At 70.8% G+C, this 23330-nt stretch carries 23 protein-coding genes, 1 tRNA gene and 3 pseudogenes; 11 read left to right on the forward strand and 16 right to left on the reverse strand.

Features of this window, described 5'->3' with window-relative positions:
* Positions 1-4: 4 nt before the first annotated feature.
* The 3 genes from ABCR94_RS31100 to ABCR94_RS31110 are packed head-to-tail and all read right to left on the reverse strand — an operon-like array spanning position 5 to position 3586.
* A complete protein-coding gene (locus ABCR94_RS31100) occupies positions 5-1042 on the reverse strand; it encodes an ABC transporter permease (protein ID WP_521978229.1) in 1038 nt (345 codons plus the stop codon).
* Positions 1035-2093: an ABC transporter permease gene (locus tag ABCR94_RS31105; RefSeq protein WP_347123896.1), complete on the reverse strand. Its 1059-nt coding sequence runs from the start codon at positions 2091-2093 to the stop codon at positions 1035-1037. The genes ABCR94_RS31100 and ABCR94_RS31105 overlap by 8 nt, the downstream gene beginning before the upstream one ends.
* Positions 2090-3586: a sugar ABC transporter ATP-binding protein gene (locus ABCR94_RS31110; RefSeq protein ID WP_347123898.1), complete on the reverse strand. Its 1497-nt coding sequence runs from the start codon at positions 3584-3586 to the stop codon at positions 2090-2092. The genes ABCR94_RS31105 and ABCR94_RS31110 overlap by 4 nt, the downstream gene beginning before the upstream one ends.
* Before the next feature lie 259 nt (positions 3587-3845).
* Between ABCR94_RS31110 and ABCR94_RS31115 the strand changes: the two genes are divergently transcribed.
* Positions 3846-7064, forward strand: a complete 3219-nt coding sequence (locus tag ABCR94_RS31115) for an alpha-L-rhamnosidase (protein ID WP_347123900.1) — start codon at positions 3846-3848, stop codon at positions 7062-7064.
* 87 nt (positions 7065-7151) lie between these two features.
* Here the strand turns inward: ABCR94_RS31115 and ABCR94_RS31120 are convergent, their stop codons facing one another.
* The 4 genes and pseudogenes from ABCR94_RS31120 to ABCR94_RS31135 all read right to left on the reverse strand — a co-directional run bounded on the left by ABCR94_RS31120 (position 7152) and on the right by ABCR94_RS31135 (position 10488).
* Positions 7152-8174: a LacI family DNA-binding transcriptional regulator gene (locus ABCR94_RS31120; RefSeq protein ID WP_347123901.1), complete on the reverse strand. Its 1023-nt coding sequence runs from the start codon at positions 8172-8174 to the stop codon at positions 7152-7154.
* Positions 8175-8455: 281 nt separating this feature from the next.
* A complete protein-coding gene (locus ABCR94_RS31125) occupies positions 8456-9073 on the reverse strand; it encodes a GNAT family N-acetyltransferase (protein ID WP_347123902.1) in 618 nt (205 codons plus the stop codon).
* 69 nt (positions 9074-9142) lie between these two features.
* A complete protein-coding gene (locus tag ABCR94_RS31130; protein ID WP_347123904.1) occupies positions 9143-9829 on the reverse strand; it encodes a DsbA family protein in 687 nt (228 codons plus the stop codon).
* Positions 9830-10049: 220 nt separating this feature from the next.
* Positions 10050-10488 (reverse strand): annotated as a pseudogene (locus ABCR94_RS31135) (ATP-binding protein).
* Positions 10489-10617: 129 nt separating this feature from the next.
* On the opposite strand from ABCR94_RS31135, the gene ABCR94_RS31140 reads away from it, so the two are divergent.
* Genes ABCR94_RS31140 through ABCR94_RS31150 form a run of 3 tightly spaced genes read left to right on the forward strand, consistent with a single transcriptional unit; the run spans position 10618 to position 11517 of the window.
* A complete protein-coding gene (locus ABCR94_RS31140; RefSeq protein ID WP_347124064.1) occupies positions 10618-11073 on the forward strand; it encodes a DUF5753 domain-containing protein in 456 nt (151 codons plus the stop codon).
* 26 nt (positions 11074-11099) lie between these two features.
* A complete protein-coding gene (locus tag ABCR94_RS31145) occupies positions 11100-11294 on the forward strand; it encodes a DUF397 domain-containing protein (RefSeq protein WP_347123908.1) in 195 nt (64 codons plus the stop codon).
* Complete coding sequence (locus ABCR94_RS31150) at positions 11287-11517, forward strand: DUF397 domain-containing protein (RefSeq protein WP_347123909.1); 231 nt, start codon at positions 11287-11289, stop codon at positions 11515-11517. The genes ABCR94_RS31145 and ABCR94_RS31150 overlap by 8 nt, the downstream gene beginning before the upstream one ends.
* 241 nt (positions 11518-11758) lie before the next feature.
* Here ABCR94_RS31150 and ABCR94_RS31155 read toward each other — a convergent pair whose 3' ends face one another.
* The 3 genes and pseudogenes from ABCR94_RS31155 to ABCR94_RS39265 all read right to left on the reverse strand — a co-directional run.
* The gene (locus ABCR94_RS31155) at positions 11759-13462 is read right to left on the reverse strand and encodes a bifunctional 3'-5' exonuclease/DNA polymerase (protein ID WP_347123911.1); all 1704 of its coding nucleotides are present in this window, start codon (positions 13460-13462) and stop codon (positions 11759-11761) included.
* A 126-nt stretch (positions 13463-13588) separates the two neighbouring features.
* Positions 13589-15073, reverse strand: a complete 1485-nt coding sequence (locus ABCR94_RS31160) for an FtsX-like permease family protein (protein WP_521978277.1) — start codon at positions 15071-15073, stop codon at positions 13589-13591.
* A 252-nt stretch (positions 15074-15325) separates the two neighbouring features.
* Positions 15326-15463, reverse strand: a pseudogene (locus ABCR94_RS39265) (hypothetical protein); the annotation flags it as partial.
* On the opposite strand from ABCR94_RS39265, the pseudogene ABCR94_RS39270 reads away from it, so the two are divergent.
* Positions 15444-15542 (forward strand): annotated as a pseudogene (locus tag ABCR94_RS39270) (VapC toxin family PIN domain ribonuclease); the annotation flags it as partial. The pseudogenes ABCR94_RS39265 and ABCR94_RS39270 sit on opposite strands and share 20 nt — an antisense overlap.
* Positions 15529-16683 carry a DUF2786 domain-containing protein gene (locus tag ABCR94_RS31170; RefSeq protein ID WP_347123915.1) on the forward strand — a complete coding sequence of 385 codons (1155 nt, stop codon included), beginning with the start codon at positions 15529-15531 and terminating at the stop codon, positions 16681-16683. The pseudogene ABCR94_RS39270 and the gene ABCR94_RS31170, both read left to right, overlap by 14 nt.
* Before the next feature lie 22 nt (positions 16684-16705).
* Here ABCR94_RS31170 and ABCR94_RS31175 read toward each other — a convergent pair whose 3' ends face one another.
* From ABCR94_RS31175 to rpmB, 5 genes are all read right to left on the reverse strand, one after another.
* A complete protein-coding gene (locus ABCR94_RS31175) occupies positions 16706-17602 on the reverse strand; it encodes an NAD(P)-dependent oxidoreductase (RefSeq protein ID WP_347123916.1) in 897 nt (298 codons plus the stop codon).
* A gap of 112 nt (positions 17603-17714) precedes the next feature.
* Positions 17715-17788 (reverse strand) — tRNA-Met (locus ABCR94_RS31180).
* A 415-nt stretch (positions 17789-18203) separates the two neighbouring features.
* The gene (locus tag ABCR94_RS31185; protein ID WP_347123917.1) at positions 18204-18704 is read right to left on the reverse strand and encodes a hypothetical protein; all 501 of its coding nucleotides are present in this window, start codon (positions 18702-18704) and stop codon (positions 18204-18206) included.
* Positions 18705-18743: 39 nt separating this feature from the next.
* A complete protein-coding gene (gene rpsN, locus ABCR94_RS31190) occupies positions 18744-19049 on the reverse strand; it encodes a 30S ribosomal protein S14 (protein WP_347123919.1) in 306 nt (101 codons plus the stop codon).
* A complete protein-coding gene (rpmB, locus tag ABCR94_RS31195; protein WP_347123921.1) occupies positions 19049-19285 on the reverse strand; it encodes a 50S ribosomal protein L28 in 237 nt (78 codons plus the stop codon). The genes rpsN and rpmB overlap by 1 nt, the downstream gene beginning before the upstream one ends.
* Before the next feature lie 49 nt (positions 19286-19334).
* Between rpmB and rpmG the strand changes: the two genes are divergently transcribed.
* From rpmG to ABCR94_RS31215, 4 genes are all read left to right on the forward strand, one after another.
* On the forward strand, positions 19335-19499 hold the full coding sequence (rpmG, locus tag ABCR94_RS31200; protein WP_347123922.1) for a 50S ribosomal protein L33: 165 nt from the start codon (positions 19335-19337) through the stop codon (positions 19497-19499).
* A gap of 123 nt (positions 19500-19622) precedes the next feature.
* Positions 19623-19871, forward strand: coding sequence for a type B 50S ribosomal protein L31 (locus ABCR94_RS31205; RefSeq protein WP_347123924.1), 249 nt, complete (start codon positions 19623-19625; stop codon positions 19869-19871).
* Positions 19871-21022 (forward strand): CobW family GTP-binding protein, encoded by a 1152-nt coding sequence (locus tag ABCR94_RS31210; RefSeq protein WP_347123926.1) that lies wholly within the window; start codon positions 19871-19873, stop codon positions 21020-21022. The genes ABCR94_RS31205 and ABCR94_RS31210 overlap by 1 nt, the downstream gene beginning before the upstream one ends.
* Positions 21023-21277: 255 nt before the next feature.
* Positions 21278-21520, forward strand: coding sequence for a DUF397 domain-containing protein (locus tag ABCR94_RS31215; protein WP_347123927.1), 243 nt, complete (start codon positions 21278-21280; stop codon positions 21518-21520).
* Between the two features lie 144 nt (positions 21521-21664).
* Here ABCR94_RS31215 and ABCR94_RS31220 read toward each other — a convergent pair whose 3' ends face one another.
* Positions 21665-22165 carry an ATP-binding protein gene (locus ABCR94_RS31220; RefSeq protein ID WP_347124067.1) on the reverse strand — a complete coding sequence of 167 codons (501 nt, stop codon included), beginning with the start codon at positions 22163-22165 and terminating at the stop codon, positions 21665-21667.
* A 298-nt stretch (positions 22166-22463) separates the two neighbouring features.
* Between ABCR94_RS31220 and ABCR94_RS31225 the strand changes: the two genes are divergently transcribed.
* Positions 22464-23327, forward strand: a complete 864-nt coding sequence (locus ABCR94_RS31225) for a Sco1979 family transcriptional regulator (RefSeq protein WP_347123929.1) — start codon at positions 22464-22466, stop codon at positions 23325-23327.
* Positions 23328-23330: the final 3 nt, after the last annotated feature.

Below are 23330 nucleotides of genomic sequence, written 5' to 3' on the forward strand. Positions count from 1 at the left end.
GCGGTCAGGAGGCGGGGGCTGGCGTCGCGGGTGTCGCGGGTTTTCGTGCGGCCCGCGCCGTGGTGATCTGCCGGGCCACGCGCGGTCCGAGCACCGACACCACGAGCAGCACGCCGGTGACGACGATCTGCGACTGGGCGGAGACGTTGAGCAGACTCATCGCGTTCTGCATCGCGCCGAGGAGGAAGACACCGGCGACCGCGCCGCCGAGGGTGCCCTTGCCGCCGTCGAAGTCGATGCCGCCGAGCAACACCGCTGCCACAACGGACAGTTCGAGCCCGGTCGCGTTGTCGAAGCGGGCGCTCGCGTAGTGCAGGGCCCAGAAGATGCCGGTGAGCGAGGCCATGAACCCGGTGGCAACGAACAGCCACAGCTTGTGCCGCCTGACGCGGATGCCCGCGAAGCGCGCGGCCTCCTCGTTGGCGCCGATCGCGAAGAGCGAGCGGCCGAAGGGCGTGGCGTGCAGGACGACGGCGGCGATCGCGAGGAGTACGAGGAAGGGCAGGAAGGCGTACGGCAGGAAGGTGCCTTCGATCCGTCCGGACGCGAAGTCCAGGTACTGCGTGGGGAAGTCGGTGACCGCGTCGGAGCCGAGCACGATCTGCGCGATGCCCCGGTAGGCGGCCATGGTGCCGATGGTGACGGCGAGCGAGGGCAGTCCGAGCCGGGTCACCAGCAGGCCGTTGATCAGGCCGCAGACGACGCCGAGCAGCAGGCAGATCGGGATGATCGCCTCGATCGACAGGCCGGCGTTCCACAGGGAGCCCATCACGGCCCCGGAGAGCCCGGCCGTCGATGCCACCGAGAGATCGATCTCTCCGGAGACGACGAGGAGGGTCATCGGCAGGGCCAGCAGGGCGATGGGGAGCGTATTGCCGATGAGGAAGGACAGGTTGAGTGCGTTCCCGAAGCCGTCGACGAACGAGAAGGACATCAGGAGCAGTACGACGAGGAGCGCGCCCAGTACGCCGTCCCACCTGAGGGAGGCAGACCTGAGGGATACAGAGGGGCGGCCGGCGCGCTTGCGCGGGATGTCAGCCACGGCGGGTGTTCCTCTTCTTCAGGGCCTTGGCGACGCGCAGTGCGACGATCCGGTCGACGGTGATGGCCAGGACGAGCAGCACGCCATTGATGGCGAGCACCCATACGGAGCTGACGCCGAGGGCGGGCAGCACACTGTTGATGGAGGTCAGCAGGAGTGCGCCGAGCGCCGCTCCGTAGACGCTTCCCGACCCGCCGGTGAAGGCGACACCGCCGACCACGACGGCGCTGACGACGGTGAGTTCGTAGCCGTTGCCGGTGGCGGAGTCGACGTTCCCGAAGCGCGCCAGGTACAGCGCCCCCGCGAGCCCGGCCAGCGCCCCGCACGCGGTGTACGCGGCGAGGATCCGCTTGCGCACCGGGATACCGGCGAGGCGCGCGGCCTCCGGGTTGGAGCCCAGGGCGTACAGCTCGCGACCGCCGCCGAAGTGCCGCAGGTAGTACGCGACGAGGACGAGGACGCCGACCGCGATCAGTGCGAGATACGGGACCGCGGAGATCCCGCCGGAGCCGAACTCGACGAAGCCGTCGGGCAGGTCGGACGCGGTGATCTGCCGTGAGCCCACCCAGATCGAGTCGACGCCGCGGATGACGTAGAGCGTGCCGAGCGTCACGACGAGCGCGGGGACCTGGCCGAGGCTGACCAGCGCCCCGTTGAGCAGCCCGCAGGCCATGCCGAGCGCGACGGCCAGGATGATCGCGACGACCGAACTGCCGCCGCCCTGAAGGTAGGTGCCAGCCGCGAAGGCGCTGATGCCGAGCGTCGAGCCGACCGAGAGGTCGACATTGCGGGTGATGACGACCAGGGCCTGCCCGGTGGCGACGAGGACCAGGATGGTCGCGTTCAGCAGCAGGTCCTTGATGCCCTGCTCGGAGAGGAACTCGCTGTTGCCCGCCTGGGTGATGCCGACCATGGCCAGGAACACCAGCAGGATGGCGAGCTCGCGCATCTTGAAGACGCGGTCGACGAGACGGGTCGCGCCCGCCTTCTCCTTGCCGACGGGGGGCGACGGGGGCGCCGGGGGCGCCGGAGGTTCGGCTGTCACGGTCATGCCGCCCTCCCGGTGGCCGCTGCCATCACGGACTCTTCGGTGGCGTCGGCGCGCGCGATCTCCGCGGCGATGCGCCCTTCGTGCATGACGAGGACCCTGTCTGCCATGCCGAGGATCTCCGGCAGGTCGGAGGAGATCAGCAGCACCGCGACGCCGTCGGCGGCGAGCGCGGACAGCAGCCGGTGCACCTCCGCCTTGGTGCCGACGTCGATGCCACGGGTCGGCTCGTCGACGATCAGCACCCGGGGCTCGGTGGCGAGCCATTTGGCGAGTACGACCTTCTGCTGATTGCCGCCGGACAGCGTGCCGACGGCGTCGGCGATCCGCGCGTACTTCACCTGGAGCTTCACCGCCCAGCCCAGCGACCGGCTGCGTTCGGCGCCGCGGTCCATCAGCCCCGCGCGGACCGTGGTGCGCAGCCCGGTCAGGCCGATATTGCGCTCGATCGACATGTCCATCACCAGGCCCTGGGCCCGCCTGTCCTCCGGGACGAGGGCGAGCCCGGCCGCCATGGCCGCGCTCGGCGCGCCGTTGACCAAGGCTTTCCCCTGGACCTCCACGGTCCCGGCGTCCCACCGGTCGACGCCGAACACGGCGCGTGCGACCTCGCTGCGGCCGGCCCCGACGAGCCCGGCGAGACCGACGATCTCGCCGCGCCGCACATCGAACGACACATCGGTGAAGACCCCCTCGCGGGTCAGCCGGCGCACACTGAGCGCGACCTCGCCGACCTCGGTGACCTGCTTGGGGTAGAGCTCGTCGAGGTCGCGGCCCACCATGCGGCGTACGAGATCGTCCTCGGTCAGCCCGTCGAGGGGCTCACTGGCGATCAGGGCGCCGTCGCGCAGGGTCGTGACGCGCTGGCACAGCTCGAAGATCTCGTCCAGCCGGTGGGAGATGAAGAGGATCGCGGCGCCCTGTTCGCGCAGAGTGCGTACGACGCCGAAGAGGCGGGCCACTTCACTGCCGGTGAGCGCGGCGGTCGGCTCGTCCATGATCAGTACGCGGGCGTCGAAGGACAGCGCCTTGGCGATCTCGACGAGCTGCTGATCGGCGATGGACAGGCCGCGCGCGGGCTGCTCGGGGTCGAGGTCCACGGCGAGCCGGGTGAAGAGCGCCGCGACGGTCGCGTTGACGGCCTTGTGGTCGACCCGCCCGAAGGAGCGGCGCGGCTGGCGCCCCATGAAGATGTTCTCGGCGATGGAGAGGTCGGGGAAGAGCGTCGGCTCCTGGTAGATGACGGCGACCCCGGCGTCGCGGGCGTCGGCGGGACCGTTGAAGACGACCGGGGCGCCGTCGAGCGACAGCCCTCCGGCGTCGGGGCGGTGAACCCCGGCGAGGGCCTTGATGAGGGTGGACTTCCCTGCGCCGTTCTCGCCCGCGAGGGCGTGCGCCTCGCCGGCGTACAGCTCCAGGGAGACGTCCTGGAGGGCGCGCACGGCGCCGAAGGACTTGCTCAGGCGCTGCACGGCCAGGACGGGGGGCTCTTTCATGGTGGCACCGATCGGTGATGGGGTAGCAACGGCGAGTAGGCAATGAAAGGTTTCAATCAAGCTGCCTGGGAAGCTAGCCCCGCAGTAACTCGGCCGTCAATGGCGAGGACCGGAAAACCTTGGACTCAAACCTTTGACTCATTGGCAATGCAAGGGACGGCAGGGGCGATGCTCGTCGAGAGCCTTGACAGTGTCGATCACCCTCCCTAGCTTCGCTGTCGTGAAACGATTCATCTTCGAGTCGTCAGGGAGTGAAGTTGTGATCAGCAGGAGACGACTGCTCAGCACCACCGCCACGGCAGCCGCCGGAGCAGCCATCGCCGGAGCCGCGCCGGCCGCCCTGGCCGCACAGCCCTCCGCGTCCACTGCCGCGACGGCCGCCGGGGGCGTGAAGGCCGTACGCGTCACCTCGCCCACCGTCGAGTACGTGAAACACCCGCTCGGTCTCGATGTGCCCCGCCCCAGGCTCAGTTGGCCCCTGGCGTCGGACGAGCCCGGCCAGCAGCAGAGCGCCTATCAGGTCCGGGTCGCCACCACCCCGGGCCGCCTCGCGAAGCCCGACATCTGGGACAGCGGCAAGGTCGCCTCGAGCGATTCCGTCCTGGTCCCGTACGCCGGCCCCGCGCTCAAGGCACGTACGCGCTACCACTGGTCGGTGCGGGTCTGGAACGCCGCCGACCGGGCCTCGGCCTGGAGCGAGCCGTCCTGGTGGGAGACCGGGCTCACCACGGCCTCCGACTGGACGGCGCGGTGGATCGGCGCACCGGCCGCGCTCATCGGCGCCCCCGCGCTGGACCCCGCCTCCTGGATCTGGTTCCCCGAGGGCGACCCGGCGAGCAGCGCCCCTGCGGCGACCCGCTGGTTCCGCGGCCGGGGCACAATCCCCTCGGGGGTGACCCGCGCACGGCTGGTCATCACCGCGGACGATGGCTTCACCGTGTATGTGAACGGCGCCCAGGTCGCGCACACCGAAGCGGACAGCGAGGCGAACAACTGGCGCCGCCCCGCCGTGGTGGACGTGACCGGCCGGCTCACCACCGGCTCCGCCGTCATCGCCGTCTCCGCCACCAACGCGTTGGTGGGGCCCGCGGGTCTGCTCTGCCTCCTGGAGCTGACGACCGCAGCCGGGGTCACCACCTTCACCACCGACGCCGGCTGGAAGGCCGCCGACAAGGAGCCGTCGGGCGACTGGCAGTCGGCGGGCTACGACGACGCCGCCTGGCCTGCCGCGAAGGTCCTCGCCGCATGGGGCTCGGGCCCCTGGGGCAAGGTGGTGCCCGCGCACTCCCCGGCCGCGCAGCTGCGCCACGAGTTCCGCCTGAAGACCAGGAAGGTCGCACGGGCCCGCCTGTACTCGACGGCCCTGGGGCTCTACGAGGCGCACCTCAACGGCAAGCGCGTCGGCGACGACCGGCTCGCGCCGGGCTGGACGGACTACCGCAAGCGGGTCCAGTACCAGACGTACGACGTGACGGACCTCCTCGAACGGGGGAACAACGCCCTCGGAGTGACCCTCGCTACCGGCTGGTACGCGGGCAACATCGCCTGGTTCGGGCCGCACCAGTACGGCAAACAGCCCGCCGTACTGGCCCAGTTGGAGGTCACGTACACCGACGGCACGACCGAGCGTGTGCTGTCCGGCACCGACTGGCGCGCCGCCACCGGGCCGGTCACGAGCGCCGACCTGATGTCCGGCGAGGACTACGACGCCCGACTGGAGACGGCGGGCTGGACGCGCGCCGGATTCGACGACTCCAAGTGGTCGAAGGCCGAAGCCGTCGACAAGGTGACCGCCACTCTGGTCGCCGAGATCGACGGCCCGTCGCGCGTCGAGGACGAGATCACCGCGAAGAAGGTGACCGAGCCCAAGCCCGGCGTCTTCGTCTTCGACCTCGGCCAGAACATGGTCGGCGCGGTCCGCCTCAGCGTCACGGGCAAGGCCAGCACCACGGTCCGGCTGCGGCACGCGGAGGTACTCAACCCGGACGGCACGATCTACACCACCAACCTCCGCACCGCCCGCGCCACCGACAACTACACCCTCAAAGGCGGCGGCAAGGAGACATACGAACCCCGCTTCACCTTCCACGGCTTCCGCTATGTCGAGGTCACGGGATACCCGGGCAGGCCGCCGCTCAGCGCGGTCGTCGGTCGTGTCGTCCATACGTCGACGCCGTTCACGATGGACTTCAAGACCAACGTACCGATGCTCAACCAGCTCCACAGCAACATCACTTGGGGCCAGCGCGGCAACTTCGTGTCCGTCCCCACCGACACACCCGCGCGCGATGAGCGGCTCGGCTGGACCGGCGACATCAACGTCTTCGCGCCCACCGCCGCCTACACCATGGAGTCGGCGCGCTTCCTCAGCAAGTGGCTGGTCGACCTGCGCGACGCGCAGGCACCCGACGGCGCCTTCACCGATGTCGCGCCCCAGATCAATGGGCTCGGCGCGGGCTCCGCGGGCTGGGGAGACGCCGGTGTCACGGTCCCCTGGGCGCTCTACCAGGCGTACGGCGACACCCAGGTCCTGGCGGACGCCTGGTCGTCCATGCTGAAGTGGCTCGACTACCTCGAAGCGCACAGCAGTGGGTTCCTGCGCCCGGATTCGGGGTTCGGCGACTGGCTCAACCTCCAGGACGAGACCCCCAAGGACGTAGTGGGCACGGCCTACTTCGCGCACAGCGCCGCACTGGTGGCGCAGGCCGCCGAGGCGCTGGGCAAGGACCCGGCGCCGTACAGGTCACTGTTCACCAGCGTCCGCGACGCCTTCCGCGCCGCGTACGTCACGGGCGGCGGCCGGGTGAAGGGCGACACGCAGACCGCGTACGTACTGGCCCTGTCCATGGATCTGTTGGCGGACGCTGACCGCAAGCCCGCGGCCGACCGGCTCGTCGAACTCATCAAGTCGAAGGGCTGGCACCTCTCCACCGGCTTCCTCGGCACACCACGGCTGCTCCCCGTGCTCACCGCCACCGGGCACACCGATGTCGCCTACCGGCTCCTCGTCCAGCGGACCTTCCCCAGCTGGGGCTACCAGATCGACCGGGGCGCCACCACGATGTGGGAGCGTTGGGACTCCATCAAGCCCGACGGCAGCTTCCAGGACGCCGGGATGAACTCCTTCAACCACTACGCGTACGGCTCCGTGGGCGAGTGGATGTACGCGAACATCGTCGGCATCGCACCGGCGGACCCCGGCTTCCGCAAGGTCCTCGTCCGGCCGCGGCCCGGCGGTGGTGTGACGGAGGCCGAAGGCCGCTTCGACTCGGTGCGCGGCCCGATCAGCACCCGCTGGAAGACGGGCGCCGACGGCTTCAAGCTCACCGTGACCCTGCCCGCCAACACCACGGCCGAGGTATGGATCCCGGCCGAAAACAAGGCGCGGGTCGACCACGGGAGGGCGAAGTTCCTGCGGATGGAGGACGGCTGCGCGGTCTACACCGCGGGCTCGGGCACGCACCGATTCACCGCCTGACGCAAGGCAGTTGGTGAGAGCGGCCGGCCGGTTGAGCGAACCGGCCGACCGACGGTCAGCGAGGTGCGTCAGCGTGAGCGTGGTGCGTCAGCGTGGTGCCAGGCTGGATCGTCGTACGACCAGCTCCGGCTGGAGTACGACGCGCCGGTGCTGGTGGCTGCGCCCGTCGGTCGATTCGATCTCCTCCAGGAGGAGTTCGGCGGCGAGGGTGCCCATGGCGATGGCGGGCTGGCGCACGGAGGTGAGCGGGACGGCTGCGGCGGCGGCGAACTCGATGTCGTCGTAGCCGACGATCGCCATGTCCTCGGGCACCCGTACCCCGGCGGCGTACATCTCCTGGAGCACACCCAGCGCGAGCAGGTCGTTGGCGCAGAAAACGGCCGTCGGCCGGTCGGCCAGGCCGAGCAGTCGCCCTGCGGCGTCGCGCCCCGCGGCCACATCAAGACGCTTCGCGGGCAGCTCGCGCAGCGCGTCGGCGGGCAGCCCCGCCTCGGCGAGGGCCTGGAGCGCGCCCGTCCGGCGGTCCTGGACCTGGTTGAGCTCGGGCTGCCCGCTCACATAGGCGACGCTGCGGTGTCCCGCTTCGAGGAGGTGGCGCACGGCGAGGGCTCCGCCGACGACGTCGTCGACGGACACCGAGCACTCGGTGGTGCCGTCGGCGACCCGGTCGACCAGGACGAACGGGATCTCGTGGCGCCGGAAGCCCTCGATGTTGCGGCCGGTCGCGTCGGCGGGGGTGAGGAGCACGCCCCGCACCCGCTGCTCGGCGAAGAGCGACAGGTAGTCGGCCTCCACACTGGGGCTCTGGCTGCTGTTGCACATCATGACGCGCAGCCCGGCGTCCCGCGCGGCGCGCTCGGCGCCCCGGGCGACGTCCACGAAGAACGGGTTGCCCATGTCGAGGACGAGCAGGGCCATGATCCGGCTGTGGCCCGCGCGCAGTTGCCTGGCGGATTCGCTGCGGACGTAACCGAGCCGCTCGATGGCGCTCTGCACCCGGTCGCGGGTCTCCTCGGAGACCATGTTGGGGCGGTTGATCACGTTCGACACGGTGCCGACCGACACCCCGGCCTGCTTCGCCACGTCCTTGATACCCACGGACGGTGCCATCGGGCGGAAAACCTCCAGCGAAACGAGCGGTGTCGGGCACCTGGGCAATGGCCGCGGCCCCTTGGAGGGGCGAGTTTACGCCGCCGGGCACGACGGGACCGGTGGCGGCGGGGGCCGGTCCGCCGGTCCGGTGGCGAAGGAGCGGGCTCCGGAGCCCGTCGAGGCCGCACGATGAGCTGATCGTCCCGGGCCGAGGGCGCAGGGACTTTTCTAGGAACGGTGCCCCAGGCTTGTGCCTTTGCCGTGCTGGCCCCGGGCCTCGCGCCTTCGGCCGTGCCGCCTCAGCCCCTCCCCGGTGCGGTCCCCGGGCCTGGACCCGAACCCGTCCCAGGACCCGTCCCCGTCCCCGTCCCAGTCCCCCGCAGGGGCTCGCGGCTCCACACCTCCAGTTCGGCCCGGCTCTCGGTCGCGGTGATCCGGCCGGTCATCGACCAGCCCCAGGACCGGTACGCGGAGGTGGCCGCCGTGTTCGTCGCGTCGACGAACGTAGTGACGAGCTCGGCGTCTACCCGGGCGAGCAGCCGCTCCTGGAGGTGGCTGGCGATGTGCTGGCGGAGGTGGGACGGGTGCACCATCAGCTCGGCGATGGCGAAGACGTTCCCGGAAGCGGTGAGTTCCTCGATGTCCTGCGGTACGCCCCCGCGCAGCCCCTGCCACCAGCCGCCCGAACGGTGCGGCGGATAGCCGTAGACACAACCGGCCAGGGCGGTGTCGCTGGCGACGAGCATGTCGAAGCCCGGGCGCTGTACATCGGTGGCGAATCGTTTCAGGAAGACCCGCCGGTCGTGGAACTCCTCGCCCGACGCTCCGCGGTACGCCGCGACGTACAGGTCCGCGATGGCCTCCCGTTGTTGATCGGCCTGCCAACGGCTCAGTCGACGTAAGAACACCTCTGTCATGCGGACATCGTGGCAGTGCGCTGCTGTTCGGGGAACGGCGCGCGGCGCGTATCGGGCGTCGGGGGCCACTCACCCCGTGGCCCGGCCGGAGAGCGCCGCCTCGATCTGGGGGGCCACCTCCCGGCCGGACAGCGGTTTCCCTTCGCGGCTGAACGCGTGCACATCGTGCTCGCCCAGGCGCAGGGCGGGGGTCCCGCGGATGCCGCTGCGTTCGAAGGCTTCGGCCACGGCGGACGCCCACGGGAGGTAGCCGCCGTCCTGGACCGCCTGCCGGAAGCCGTCCGAGCCGAGGCCGCCCCCACCGGTACCGGCGGGGACCGACCGGGCCACGGCCAGCAGGTTGGCGGGGTCGCCGTACGCGTCGTCGCGCTCCTCGGGCTGGTTCGCGTAGAGCGCCTCGTGCAGTGCCTTGAACTCGGCCTGCCCCTCGTTGACCGCAGCCCCCAGCGCGCCCAGCGCCGTCCTGGAGCCCCGGCCGCCCTGCATCCCGTCGAGGAACGTCGCGAAGTGGTACTCCAGGCGCAGCCGGCCGGCGTCCGCGAAGGCCCGGATGGTGGCGCCCGACGAGCGTTCCATCGCCGCGCAGTACGGGCAGCGGAGGTCCTCGTACAGCGCCAGGGCCGGTACGCCGTCACCCAACGGGCCGTACGGGACCACAAGCCCGTGCTCGCCCGTCGTGTGCGCGGGCGTCGCCGGGGCCGTGGCCCCGCCGGGGGCCTGCGGGGGCGTGCCGTCCGGGTGGGCTGGCTGGTTCATGCGCTGGCTCCTTCGGTGCCGTCAGATCCTGTCCAGCTACGCACAGCGCCCGGCGCGACGCATCATTTGGCCGCCCGGTCGGCCCCTCGCCCGCCGCTCGCGTTCCCCCGCTCGCGTTCTCCGTTCTTGCCCGTACGTCGCTGTCTGTTGACGTGGGACCGCGACGATCGCGACGTGGGCGAAGTGGGCGACGCTGAAGCAGCGCCTGACGTTCTCTGCATTACGTCTGCCCGCACTCAACCCAGAGCAGCTTCCCGCCACTGCCCGGCAGCCCATCACCCAGCAGACACGCCCCCCAGCTGTCGGCGCAGAGCCGCACGATCTGCAGCCCCCCGCCCGGACTCGGCCAGCCGTTCAGGCGTGGGCAGCGCGGGAAGGCTGCCGTTGAAGGGCGAGGGGATATCGGGACTGGTGTCCCACACGCTGAGCCGCAGCCCCTGCGGCCCGGCCGCACGGATGCGGAGTGTGTACGGGCCCCCGGAGTGCAGGTGTGCGTTGGTGACCAGCTCACTGGCCAGCAGCTCGGCGGTATCGGCGAGCCCGGCGCCCACACCGTGGGTGCGGAGTACGGCCCGGAGGGTGCAACGTGCGATGCCGGGGGCGCGTGGATCGTGCGGGAGTCGAAGGGCGTACGTCCAGGGCGGCGATACGGTGGCCATGGAAGTCTCCGATCACGAGGGAGAGTTGGGTGAGGCGGTACGTGCGGTGCGAATACGTGTGCTGCCTGGTGACCAGATCGCTCCGTCGAGCGGGGTGCTTCCAGGCGGTGGCCTGAGGACGCACGCGAGATCTACCTCCAGGCCGTCCCCGAGTTCAGCCCGCAGGACCTGGAGCATCGCGTTTCGCACCGGATCAAGCGCCAGGCGATCCTGTACGGCGACGATCCGGCCCCGTACCGCGCGGTCATCCATGAGGCAGCGCTACGGATGCGATTCGGCGGCCGGTCAGTGGCCCGGGTCCAGCTGCACCATCTGCTCAAGCTGAGCGAATTGGAGCACGTCTCGATCCTCACGATCCCGTTCGCCGTCGGCTCCTACCCTGGGTCTGGACAGACGGCCTACTTCAGCCATGGCCCTGTCCCTCAGCTCGACACGGCCCAGCTCGATCAGGCGCATGGCATGACGTTCATCGACGCCGAGGCGCAACTGGCCCAGTACCGCATGCTGTTCGACCGCCTGGAGGCCACGGCTCTGGGCGAGGCAGAATCACGCGACTTCATCCACGACATCGCCGAAAACCTGTGAACCTGTGAACCTGTGAAGGGGAAGCAATGACCACACCCGCCTGGCAGAAGTCCTCGTCTTGCGCCCAGGGCGAGGCATGTCTGCACGTCGCCTCGACAAGCAGCACCCGTACGGTCAAACTCACCGAAAGCAGCGACGCCACCAGGGCGATACTCCACACGACCCCCGACACCTGGGCCGCATTCCTCCGCACGGTCAAGGAGCACGCGCCCCATGCCTGACATCCCCACCGGCCTCGACTGGATCCGCGCCGCCCCCGAGGGCGAGGAGGGCCCCGGCCCCTGGATCGAGGTCGCCTTCGGCCCAGCGAACCTGGTCTACCTCCGCGAGACCAGCGACCCCGAGAACGTCGTCACCACAACCCAACAGAAGTGGGACGCGTTCGTACTCGGCGTCCAGGCAGGCGAGTTCGACCACTTCGCCGACCTCGACACGGGTGGGTGACCGAGCTCCAGGAACCGGTAAACAGGGCCTGATCAGAGAGGGCAGCCAGCACCCTGGCTGCCCCGAGATGCCTTCGTCCCGAGAATTCACCCACAGGGTCCGGGCCGACCGAGCACGCTGGGTTCGGCTGGATCTCCGTGGACCGGGACTTCGCCGCCGTGGAAGTTCCGGTCCACGGTCCCCAAGGGCCCTGGCCGCCGCACCGCCCGACGGGCCCCCTGCCCCCACACCGCCCGCCCCGTCACTTCGCGTCGGCGTAACACTCCACGATCGCCGTCGTGAAGGGGAACCGCACCGGTGTCTCGCCGAAGGCGACCCGGCCGGCCAGGGCTCCGGCCACGCGGATCGCCTCCGCGACCGTGTCCGCCTCCTCGGCCGGGCAGTGCACTATCACCTCGTCGTGCTGGAAGAAGACCAGCTCGGCGCGGAGCCCCGCGGTCGTCAGCGACCGTCGCAGCGCCGCCATCATCAGCAGTGCCCAGTCCGCCGCGCTGCCCTGCACCACGAAGTTCCGGGTGAAGCGGCCCCGCGCGCGGGCGTTCGTCGACGCGTATCCCGGGGTGAACTCCCCGTCCCGGCCGGGCTCCTGAGCCGTCGCCGCCGCCTCCTCCTGCGGCATACCCGCCTCCTCGCCGTCCCCCGCCCCCGCCGCGGGCGGACAGGTCCGGCCGAGCCAGGTCCGTACGAGCCGCTGCTCCTCGCCCGCTCGCGCCGCGTCGTCCACGTACGCGACGGCGCGTGGGAAGCGTCTTCGCAGCGCCGCCAGGTTCTTCAGGCCGTCGCCCGACGTCTGCCCGTACACCGCGCCCAGCACGGCGAGCTTCGCCATGTCGCGGTCACCGGCGAACGCCCGGTCCGACACCGCCTTGTAGAGGTCGCCGGGCTGGCCCGCCACCTCCATCAGCCCCGGGTCGCGTGAGATCGCGGCCAGCACCCGCGGCTCCATCTGGTCGGCGTCGGCGACCACCAGGCGCCATCCGGGGTCCGCGATCACCGCCCGGCGGATCACTTTGGGGATCTGGAGCGCGCCGCCGCCGTTGGTCACCCACCGGCCGGTGATCGTCCCGCCCGGCAGGTACTGGGGTCTGAAACGGCCGTTGCGCACCCAGTCCTGGAGCCAGCCCCAGCCGTGCGCCGTATAGATCCGGTACAGCTTCTTGTGCGCGATGAGCGGCTCCACCGCCGGGTGACCGAGGCTCTCGATCTCCCAGCGCCGGGTCGACTTGATCTTGATCCCGGCCTGGCCGAACGCCTTGATCACGTCCGCGGGCAGCTCCGGCCGCACCCGCCGTCCGAACGCCGCCGATACCTCGTCCGTCAGCTCCGCCAGCCGGCGCGGCTCCCCGCCGCCCGCGTACCGCTCGCCCAGCAGCTCGTCGAGCAACTCCCGGTGCACATCGGCCCGCCACGGCAGCCCGGTCCCGTTCATCTCGGCGGCCACCAGCATCCCCGCCGACTCGGCCGCGGTCAGCAGCCGCATCCGGTCGGGGTGCTCGGCCGCCGCGTGTCTGCGGCACTGGTCGGCGTACACCTCAAGGAGGTCGTCGAACGGCACCCGCACCGGCTGCGGCTCGAAGAGCGAGGACTGCGAGCCGGGCTCGGCGGCGCGCTGCGGCGGATCGGGCGGCACGGCCCGGTCGTGCAGCCGCGCCCAGGCGGCCGCCGCCGAGTGCGGTTCACCTTGCCGCCCCTCGTGCCCGAGGAGCAGCGCCTCCGCGTCCTCGATGTCGTAACACCGCTCGACCCGCACCCCGGCGGCGAGCAGCCGTGGGTAGATCTCGACGGTCGAGCGCCACACCCACCGCCCGACCTCGGGCCGGGACCGGATCGCCTGCGCGAGGTCCGCCTCCTCGCGCACGTCACCGGCGGGCCGCCCGTCCCGCCCCAGCGGCACGAGCAGCGCCCCACCCGCGTCCGTCGCGGCGATGGCCCACCGATCGTTCATGGGTGCGAGTCTGGCACCCGGCACTGACATTGGCCGGGGGCGCGTGGTCGGCGGCGCGTGGCAGGGGGTGCGTGGTCGGGCGGCGCGTTGGTCGGGGCTGGGCGGGGGATGCCCTCCGAACCCCCCTCACCGCCCCCGCGGGCAACTGACCAACGCCGCGATCGCCGCCACTGCCGCGCAGACGCCGGTCGCGAGCCCCAACGTCGTCCACGGCACGGTGACCGACACCGGCACCGACAGGGTGGCGAGGGCCGCGCCGAGGCCCGCCAGGTTCACCGCCGAGACCGCCGCGCCCAGAATCGCGCCGATCGCGACGGCGAACAGCGCCTCACCGGCGACCACCCGCAGAATCTGCGTCCGTGTGGCGCCGCTCAACCGCAGGGCGTACAGCTCGGCGGACCGCGAGGAGTTGGCCATCAGGAGCGTGTTGGCGAGGGCGATCGCCGTGTAGAGGAGAGCGATGCCCAGCACCAGCCACAGCCCGAGCCGGGTCTTGGAACTGGTCTGCGGGTGGGTCGCCGCCAGCCAGTCAGCGACACCGGCGACACCGGCGATATCAGCGGCACCGGTGCCACCGGCCGCATCGATGCCACCCGCGCCCTGCCCACCCGCGCCCCGCCCACCGGCGCCGGCCCGCAGGGCGGACGTGACAGCCCCGGCGTCGGCCCAGTCCGCGAGTTGTACGTCGATACGGTCGACCGGCGCCGACGGCGCGTTCGCGGCGGTGACGTACGCCCCGTTGTCGCCCGTGCCGAGCGCCAGCACCGCCACGATCCGCAGGGTCGCGGGCCGCCCGTCGCCGAGCCATACGTCGACCCGCTGCCCCACTTCGTGCCGCTCCCACTCCTCGTTGACGCCGATCGAACGGTCGTCGAGGTCACGCACATCGCCCGCCACCACCGGCAGCCTGCTGACCTGCGCCAGCGCGCCCGGGTCGCTCACCGCGCGGGCGTCGGAGCGGATGAGTGCGCTGCCCTCCTCCCGTACGAAAACGGCCATGGAGGCGGACGGCGAGAGCGTCGCACCGGGCACCTCGACGGGTCTCAGATCGGCCCCCGTGACCACCAGATCCGCGGCGGTCCGCGCACGCGCCTCCGCGGCCTTCGACGCGGTGACCGTCTCGGCCGACCCGAGCAGCGAACCGGCCAGCGCGACGGTCACCAGGACGGGCGCGGCGACGGCGGCGGTACGACGCAACGCGGCGCCGGTGTTCTCGCGGACCAGCATCCCGATGGCCCCCGGCAGCCGCAGGCAGCGCGCCACCGGACGTACGAGCAGCGGCGCGAGCAGCGCGACGCCCGTGATCAGGACCATCGGCTGCGTCGTGTACGTCTTGCGCAGATCCGCGTCCACAGGGTGTGGATGAGCCAGCTTCTTCGACACCCGCGCGGTGTTCGGCCCCCGCTCCACCTCCACGGTCAGCGTGTCCGTACCGCGCACCACGACTGGCGACGAGGCGAACCGCTGCGGGGTGCGCGTCGGCGGGTCGAGGCTCGCGGCGATGCCGAGTGTCATCGTCGTCATCAGCCCGACCCCGATCGCCAGCGCCACGAAGCTGCCGACGAACGTGGCCCAGCGGGTCCGCAGCGCACTCAGCGCGACCGTCAGCACGCCACACGCTCCAGGCCGGTCATACGGGCGGCGATCTGCTCGGCGGTGGGGGCGGCCAGGTCGTCGGCGACGCGGCCGTCGACCAGGAAGATCACCCGGTCCGCGCGCGGCGGCCATCGGATCGTGGGTGACCATCACAATCGTCTGCCCCTCCAGATCCACCAACTCCCGCAGCATCAGCAGTACTTCGCGGCTGGTCGTGGTGTCGAGCGCCCCGGTCGGCTCGTCCGCGAAGAGCACAGCGGGCCGTGTGATCAGCGCCCGCGCGATCGCCACTCGCTGCTGCTGCCCGCCCGGCCCTACCTCGCTCGGCGAGCGGTGCAGGTGGGCGACGTATTCTGAGCCCTGTAATCGGCCACCGGCCCGTCCCGCCGTGCACCACGGCCACACCGTGCTCCATGCCGACAACGACTTCGCCGCGGTGGGCGAAGCGCTCAAGGAAGTGCAGCAGCGGGATGTCCGTGCCTGAGGGATCGATCGAAGCCGTCGACAAGGCGTTCGCCGCCGCGCTGTACACGGACGGCGACGCGGGTCTCGACATCGGCGCTTCACTGCTGGCCGCCGACCGGCGCGCGGATGCCGAACTGCGGCGTCGCGGCGAGGAGTTCGTCACGCGGGCCTGGCAGCGGGGCTGGCAGCCGGTCGATGTCGAGCGGATCGTCCGGCGGGATCTGGCGGAGCACCATGTGCGGCTGGTGGGCGAGCTGATCGCCGGGGAGGTGCGGGGGTACGGGCAGCTGCCGCCGCGCTGGGAGGCACAGCTCGCGGAGCTGGATGTGCGGGAGTGGCGGGCGGACCGGTTCTCGTACGCGACCGCAGTGCTGGAACTGCTGCGTGTGCTGCTGCGCCTGCCCGCGATCGAGCCCGTGGGACCCGCGCCGGCCGCGTCCGTACACGTACCGCCGCCGCACGGCAGTGAGCCCCGCATGCTCACCCGCATCCGCGCCCTGCTCGCCAAGGCCGAGGCCACCGACTTCCCCGAGGAGGCGGAGGCGCTCACCGGCAAGGCGCAGGAGCTGATGGCGCGGCACAGCATCGACGAGGCGGTGCTGGCCGCCCAGGGGCACACCGGTGACGTGCCCGCCGCGCGGCGGATCGGGGTCGACGCCCCGTACGAGACGGCCAAGGCGATCCTGTTGAGCGCCGTCGCCGACGCGAACCGGTGCCGCGCCGTATGGAACGGCGACCTTGGCTTTTCCACGGTCGTCGGCTTCGAAACCGACCTGGAATCAGTCGAGTTGCTTCATACGTCGCTCCTGGTGCAGGGCACCGCGGCGATGACCCGCGCGGAGGCGGCCCAGCGCGCGGGCGGTCGTAAGCGCACCAAGGCGTTCAGGCAGTCGTTCCTGACGGCGTACGCGAGCCGGATGGGGGACAGGCTCCACGAGGCCACCGAGCACGTCACCGAGGAGGCCGGCGGCTCGCTGCTGCCGGTCCTCGCGGCGCGGGACGTGGCGGTCGAGGACCGCACGGACCGGATGTTCCCGGAGACGACGGCGACCCGCGTGCGCGGTGTCACCGACTACGCGGGCTGGGAGCACGGCACGGCCGCGGCCGACCGTGCCCACCTGCCGAAGTCGCGCCGGACCCCGATCCGGCCCGGGGACTGACAGGGGGCCGAGGGGCCCGGGCTCACGGCCTCCTGAAGTGCTCGATCAGCCGCGCGTAGCTGTCCTCGGCGTGCCCCTCCTCCAGCGCCCTGATCACCAGGCCCACGGTGAAACCGGGGAACTCCGCGTTGATGCCGCGCGCCCGGCTCTCCCGGACCAGGTCCTCGGCCGACGGCAGGTGGTGCTGGAGTGCGCCGTACGGCGTCGCGTATTCACCGCGGTCGACCTCGTCGGCGATCATCGGGAAGGACCCGAGGAGCGCGGAGACGGACGGGCCGGCCTGCTCCAGGAACTCCTTGACCTCGATGCCCTCGCTCGACAGCAGCGCGGCGGCGTGCAGGAAGCCGTTTAGCGCGCCCCACATGGTCCCGTGCACGGCCATCCCGTACAGGGCAGGCACCCCCGCATCGGCGGCGATCAGGCTCCCGCGCCCACCGAGAAGGTCGAGCGCAGCCCTGTGCCGGTCGTACACCGCACGCTCGCCGCCGTAGAACACCACGGTCTCCGGGCTTCCGACGCCCGGCGCGATCGTCATGATCTGCCCGTGCAGATACGCCACGCCCCGGCTTTCGGCCCACTCGGCAACTGCCTTGGCCTCGGCGGACGTTCCATCGGTCAGATTGACCACGGCGCGGCCGTCCAACGCGTCTCCCGCCGATTCCAGCAGGGCGCGGGCGTTCTCGTTGCCTTTGACGCTGACGACCACGAGCGAGCCCGCGGCAACGGCGTCACGGACGTTTGCGGCCCGCTGCGCCCCCTTGGCGACCAGGGCGTCGGCCTTCTCCGGCGTACGGTTCCACACGGTGGTCGGATGCCCGCCGTCCAGGAAGGCGCCGACGAGCGCGGTGCCCATCTCGCCCAGGCCGAGCACGGTGACGGTACTTCCAGCAGGTGCGGTGCTTGCGGCTCCATCAGTCATGAGCAGCACGCTAGAAACTGAACCGCACTTGAGGTCAAGGGCGGGCGCGGCCGCCACTATCACGACAGACAAAAACAGGCCCGATGCCTAAGCATCGGACCTGTTTTCACAGTAGCGGGGACAGGATTTGAACCTGCGACCTCTGGATTATGAGCCCAGCGAGCTACCGAACTGCTCCACCCCGCGTCGTTAAACCCAACTCTACGCCACTTGGACCTCAACGGGAAATCGCCCCCATTTCGAGCACTCCCCCACCGCGGAGACCCCGCCGATTTCAGCCCGTCCGGCGTTCGAGGACCGGGACCGGTACGAGGGTGGACCCCGTCCCTCCCACCTGGTCCCGTCGCGCCCCGCCATTTCAGCCGTCCGGCGTTATGGGCGGACCCCGCCCCACCCCGCCCAATCCAGCCCGTCCGGCGTTTGAGGACCGGGGTCTGGGGCGGAGCCCCAGTTCGGGAAGGGGCGGGTAGGGGAACAAGCCCCGCGCAGCGGCCCACTCACCCGCACCCGCCCACTGCGCCCGGACGACGGGCCGCGGCCCGTACGTGAAAAGCGCTCCGAGAAGCGCTCCGGGAGGCGTGCGTTCCGAAACGCGCCCCGGTCAGGAACCCGGCAGCTTCGGCATGTCGGTGGGCACACCCTCGGGCAGCTTGTCGCCCGCGGTGGACTTCTTGAAGGAGTCCGTGATCCCGCTGCCCTCCCACTTCACCGTGAGCGTCTTGCCGTCTGCGGACGGCGTGACCGTCCCCTTGGCGCGGTCGGTGTTGCCGTCGGGGCACTTGAGCGACAGCGATACGCCGCCGTCCTCGGCCACGGTGCCCGAGCAGACCCGGTCGGCGCCCGCGACGGCCGCGTCCTTGCCCTGGATGACCAGTCCGAGGACCTTGCCGCCGGACATCGCCGTCCAGGTCCCGGCCACGTCCTTGGTGCCCGCGCCGGCGCCACCGGCGGGCGGCGGGCTGCTCTGCCCGGTGCTCCCGCCCTTGCCCTTGTCCTTCGCGTCGGCGTCCGAACCGCCCTTGCTGTCGCTGCTGCAACCGGTCAGTGCGAGAGCGGCCGCGAGGGCCACGGCGGCGGCGGTGGTACGTACGTGCTTGCGCACTCCGGTCTCCCCAGTTTCGTCAGATCCGAACGCGCCAAGTTACCAGGAGGATTTGCGCACCCCGGGGAGGAATCCGGCGTGTGCCTGCTCGCGCATCCGCACCCTGGAAAGCCCGAACTTCCTTAGGTGTCCCCGGGGTCGGCCGTCCACGCTGTCGCGGTTGCGTACCCGGGTGGCGCTCGCGTCGCGCGGCTGACGCCGCAATTCGCGCAGCGCCGCCACTCGTTCGGCCTCGCCCGTGGCCGGGCTGCGGAGGAGCTCCTTGAGCTGGGCCCGGCGCACCGCGTGGCGTTCGACGATCGCCTTGCGCTTCTCGTTCTGCGCGATCTTGCTCTTCTTCGCCATCAGACCTTCACTCCCCGCGCACGGATCCGGGCGACGGCGGCCTCGATGCCGATCGAGTCGATGGCTTTGATCGCCCTGGCGCTGAGAGTGAGGCGGACATGGCGGCCCTCGCTCGCCAGCCAGTAGCGCTTGCGCTGAATGTTGGGGTCGAAGCGGCGGGGGGTGCGCCGGTGGGAGTGGGAGATGTGGTGGCCGAAGCCCGGCTTGGCGCCGGTCAGCTGGCAGTGCGCGGACAAGGCGAATCGCTCCTCTTGATAATGGAAACCATTTCCATATACTAACCACATGGCACGCAACGAAGTCCGCCCGATCATCAAACTCAGGTCCACCGCGGGGACCGGCCACACCTACGTCACCCGCAAGAACCGCCGGAACGACCCCGACCGCATGACGCTCCGCAAGTTCGACCCGGTCGTCCGCCGCCACGTCGACTACCGCGAAGAGCGTTGACCGACTGACCGACTGACCGACTGACCGACTGACCGACTGACCCACTGACCCCGAGCCACTGCCGCCCCGCGCCGGGCGGCCCTGCGCCGCGCCCCACCGCCACCAGAGAAAGAGGCACACACCATGCAGAACGGCATCCACCCGCCCTACGGCCCCGTCGTCTTCCGCGACAAGGCCGGCGGCTTCGCCTTCCTCACCCGCTCCACCGCCGTCAGTGACAAGACGGTGGAGTGGGAGGACGGCCGTACGTACCCCGTCGTCGACGTCGAGATCTCCTCGCAGAGCCATCCCTTCTATACGGGGACCGCACGCGTGCTGGACACCGCGGGACGCGTCGAGCGCTTCGAGCGCCGCTTCGGGGTGAGCCGGTAATGGGCGGCGCGGGGGCGAAGCTGCCCGTCGTGATCGTCGGCGGGCTGCACTCCGACGCCCGCAAGGAGGTCGTGGAGCGGCTGCTGCGCACCGTGCCCGGCAGCGTCGCGCTGCACCACGACCTCTCCACCGCGGCCGAGGGGACGGTGCGCCGCAGCGTTCGCGACAGCCTCGGCGAGCGCGCCTCCGGCGAGGCTCCGCTGGTCAACGACTGCGCCTGCTGCGCGCTGCGCGAGGACCTGGTGCCCGAGCTTGAGCTGCTGGCCGGCGACGGACGCACCCGGCTCGCCATCGTCGAGCTGTGGGACTCCGTGGAGCCCAAGGGGATGGCCGAGGTGGTCGTCGAGCACGGCGGGGACGTCCTGGATCTGACCGGGGTGATGACGGCCGTCGACCCCGCGCTGTTGCTGCCCTACCTCGGCTGCGGCGACGACCTGGCCGACGCCGGGCTCGCCGCTGCCGCCTCGGACCAGCGCACGGTCGCGGACACCTGGGCGCGCCAGCTGGAGTACGCGCCGGTGCTGGCCGTGGTGGAGAGCGAGGAGGCGGACGACACGGACGAGGCGCTGCTCGCCCAACTTCACCCGACGGCCCGCCGGGTGAAGGTCGCCTCGGGCGAGCTGGCCGCCGCCGCCTTCGCGGGCTTCGACGTGGAGGCCGCCGCCGACCGCCAGCACCCGGCCTGCGCGCAGCTGCCGCAGGAGGCGGACGAGTCGGGCGTCGGGACGCTGGTGTGGCACCGGCTCAGGCCCTTCCATCCCGGGCGGCTGTACGAGGCCCTGGAGGGCCTGACGTGTGCGGCGGCCCGCAGCCGTGGCCGTTTCTGGCTCGCCGACCGGCCGGACACGCTGCTCGCGTGGGACGCGGCGGGCGGGGCGCTGTGCGTGGAGAGCGCGGGACCGTGGCTGGCCGCCCTGCCGGACGCCGCGTGGGAGATGGTGCCGCCGGTGCGCAGGGCGGCGGCCGCCATGGACTGGCACCCCGAGCACGGGGACTGCTGCCAGCACCTGGTCTTCACCTCGCCCGGCCTGGACCGTGACGGGCTCGAAGGGCTGCTTGAGTCCTGCCTGCTGACGGACGCGGAGTACGCCGGGGGGCGCGAGGCGTGGAAGCGCTTGCCGCCCGCATTCGATTCACTGCTGGAGGTGTGACGGCCCGTAGTGCATTTCGTATCGCGGAAAGATCTGTGCCTGTCGTGTGACAAGGGTCTCCGCGCAACGGAATTTTCGGGGCCCGTGTGCGATCGTGAATGGACGGAAGACGGCCCCGCCGCCGTACTTGCCCCGGCCGACCGGATTTCTGTAATCGGGAGGACACCGCGCGTGCACGTGCATCTGCCCATGCATCGGCAAGTGAACGAAGCTATGATCCGGGGCAGTTGACATCTGCACTTCCGGGAGCGACCTGTGCACCACGCGTACAACGGCATGGCGGCCACAGAGCTTCACGGGGCCGTCTGGCAGAAGAGCAGGCACAGCAACTCGCAGGGCTCGTGTGTGGAGTTCGCGAAACTGCCGGGCGGGAATGTCGCGATGCGCAATTCGCGGCATCCGGACGGCCCTGCCCTGGTTTATACGCCTGCCGAAATAGAGGCGATGCTGATCGGCGCCAAGGCGGGCGAGTTCGACCATCTGACAGCCGGCGGCTGACCGTCGGTATTCGGCCGCACCGGTTTCCTCGACCGTCCTGGCAGTAGGCGCTTTCTGGCCGCGCCCCGCCACCGGCGGCCGGTTCACTGCGGCTGTCCGCCCGGCGGCCGGTTCACTGCGGCTGTCCGCCCGGCGGCCGGTCTCCTACGGCTGCCCGCCCGGCAGTCGGAACAGTGCCCAGACGACCTTGCCGTGCAGTGTCCCGGCGAGCGGGTGCCAGCCCCAGCTGTCGCTGAAGGAATCCACCAGGAACAGACCGCGGCCCGACTCGGCCGAGAAGTCGTCGCTCTCGCGCGCGACCGGGCTCTCCCGGCTGGGGTCGCGCACGGCGCACACCAGACGTGAGGTCCAGTGCATCAGATGCAGCCGTACGGGCGCCTCCTGCTCGCGCTCACGCGGGGTGTCCGCGGGCAGGGCGTGCCGCAGGGCATTGGTGACGAGCTCCGAGACGACCAGGGCGACGTCGTCGAAGCGCTCGCAGAGGTTCCACTGTCCGAGCGTCGACTTGGTGAACTGTCTCGCCCCCCGCACCGCTTCGTATCTCGCGGGCAGCGCGCACGATGCCGAGCTGGACACGGCTGCGGGGTCGATGGGGGGTAGCCCCTGCCTTAACGGCTCGAGCATGGTCGATCCATTCGTCCCCATGCGAGGCACTCCCAGGATTCGCGTACGAAAGAGCATGCAGGTGCGCGCGAGGACCATGGTTCCGAATGCGTACGGCAGATGCAAGGGCAGATGCACGTGCAGGCGCCGGACCTGTCCGCCCCCGTGCCGGTTCTTGCTCATTTCTCCCTGCGATCTCTTTCGTTGTCTTACGGACGTCTTGCCATTTCCGTAACCGAATGAGTACAGGCTGAAGGGTTTTGATGGCAGACTGCGGCACTCGGGGCACCGGGGGATGGTGTTCCGTTTTTGAACTGTCGGACTGTGGAGGGTTGGAGAAGTGACCGCAGACGAGTCGAGCGGCTCCGTGGTGCGGCGCATCCTGCTGGGTTCTCAGCTGAGGCGGCTGCGCGAGACACGTGGCATCACGCGTGAGGCGGCCGGCTACTCGATCCGTGCGTCCGAATCCAAGATCAGTCGCATGGAGTTGGGACGGGTGAGCTTCAAGGCCAGGGACGTCGAGGATCTGCTCACCCTCTATGGCGTGAGCGACGGCACGGAGCGCGAGTCCCTGCTCGGCCTCGCCCGCGAGGCCAACGTGGCGGGCTGGTGGCACAGTTACGGCGATGTGCTGCCTGGCTGGTTCCAGACGTACGTCGGCCTCGAAGCCGCAGCCTCGCTGATTCGGATCTACGAAGTCCAGTTCGTGCACGGGCTGTTGCAGACGGAGCCGTACGCACACGCGGTCGTAAGCCGGGGGATCCCCGATGCGCCGCGCGCCGAGATCGACCGACGGGTCGCGCTGAGGCTGGAGCGCCAGAAGGTGCTCGTCTCCGAGCGGCAGCCGCGCTTTCACGCCATTCTGGACGAGGCGGCCCTGCGCAGACCCTACGGCGACCGCTCTGTGATGCAGGGGCAGTTGAGGCACCTGATCGAGGTGTCGGAGCATCCGAACGTCACACTCCAGATCATGCCGTTCAGTTTCGGCGGGCACGCGGGCGAGAGCGGCGCCTTCACGATGCTGCGCTTCCCGGAGTCCGATCTCTCCGACCTCGTCTACCTGGAACAGCTGACCAGCGCGCTGTATCTGGACAAGCGCGAGGAGGTCGCCCAGTACGAACGGGTAATGGGGCGGCTGAAAGCCGACAGCCCGGGTCCTGCGGAGAGCCGTGACGTCCTCCGTGGTCTACTCCAACTCCTTTGAAAC

Source organism: Streptomyces changchenzhani (genome assembly GCF_039766235.1).
GTDB lineage: Bacteria > Actinomycetota > Actinomycetes > Streptomycetales > Streptomycetaceae > Streptomyces.

Excerpts from the sequence above, each read along its gene's own strand:
- ABCR94_RS31105 (WP_347123896.1), bottom strand. The coding sequence starts at position 2,093 with ATGACCGTGACAGCCGAACCTCCGGCGCCCCCGGCGCCCCCGTCGCCC.
- ABCR94_RS31110 (WP_347123898.1), bottom strand. The coding sequence starts at position 3,586 with ATGAAAGAGCCCCCCGTCCTGGCCGTGCAGCGCCTGAGCAAGTCCTTC.
- ABCR94_RS31120 (WP_347123901.1), bottom strand. The coding sequence starts at position 8,174 with ATGGCACCGTCCGTGGGTATCAAGGACGTGGCGAAGCAGGCCGGGGTG.
- ABCR94_RS31125 (WP_347123902.1), bottom strand. The coding sequence starts at position 9,073 with ATGACAGAGGTGTTCTTACGTCGACTGAGCCGTTGGCAGGCCGATCAA.
- ABCR94_RS31130 (WP_347123904.1), bottom strand. The coding sequence starts at position 9,829 with ATGAACCAGCCAGCCCACCCGGACGGCACGCCCCCGCAGGCCCCCGGC.
- ABCR94_RS31145 (WP_347123908.1), top strand. The coding sequence starts at position 11,100 with ATGACCACACCCGCCTGGCAGAAGTCCTCGTCTTGCGCCCAGGGCGAG.
- ABCR94_RS31150 (WP_347123909.1), top strand. The coding sequence starts at position 11,287 with ATGCCTGACATCCCCACCGGCCTCGACTGGATCCGCGCCGCCCCCGAG.
- ABCR94_RS31155 (WP_347123911.1), bottom strand. The coding sequence starts at position 13,462 with ATGAACGATCGGTGGGCCATCGCCGCGACGGACGCGGGTGGGGCGCTG.
- ABCR94_RS31170 (WP_347123915.1), top strand. The coding sequence starts at position 15,529 with ATGTCCGTGCCTGAGGGATCGATCGAAGCCGTCGACAAGGCGTTCGCC.
- ABCR94_RS31175 (WP_347123916.1), bottom strand. The coding sequence starts at position 17,602 with ATGACTGATGGAGCCGCAAGCACCGCACCTGCTGGAAGTACCGTCACC.
- rpsN (WP_347123919.1), bottom strand. The coding sequence starts at position 19,049 with ATGGCGAAGAAGAGCAAGATCGCGCAGAACGAGAAGCGCAAGGCGATC.
- rpmG (WP_347123922.1), top strand. The coding sequence starts at position 19,335 with ATGGCACGCAACGAAGTCCGCCCGATCATCAAACTCAGGTCCACCGCG.
- ABCR94_RS31205 (WP_347123924.1), top strand. The coding sequence starts at position 19,623 with ATGCAGAACGGCATCCACCCGCCCTACGGCCCCGTCGTCTTCCGCGAC.
- ABCR94_RS31210 (WP_347123926.1), top strand. The coding sequence starts at position 19,871 with ATGGGCGGCGCGGGGGCGAAGCTGCCCGTCGTGATCGTCGGCGGGCTG.
- ABCR94_RS31220 (WP_347124067.1), bottom strand. The coding sequence starts at position 22,165 with ATGGGGACGAATGGATCGACCATGCTCGAGCCGTTAAGGCAGGGGCTA.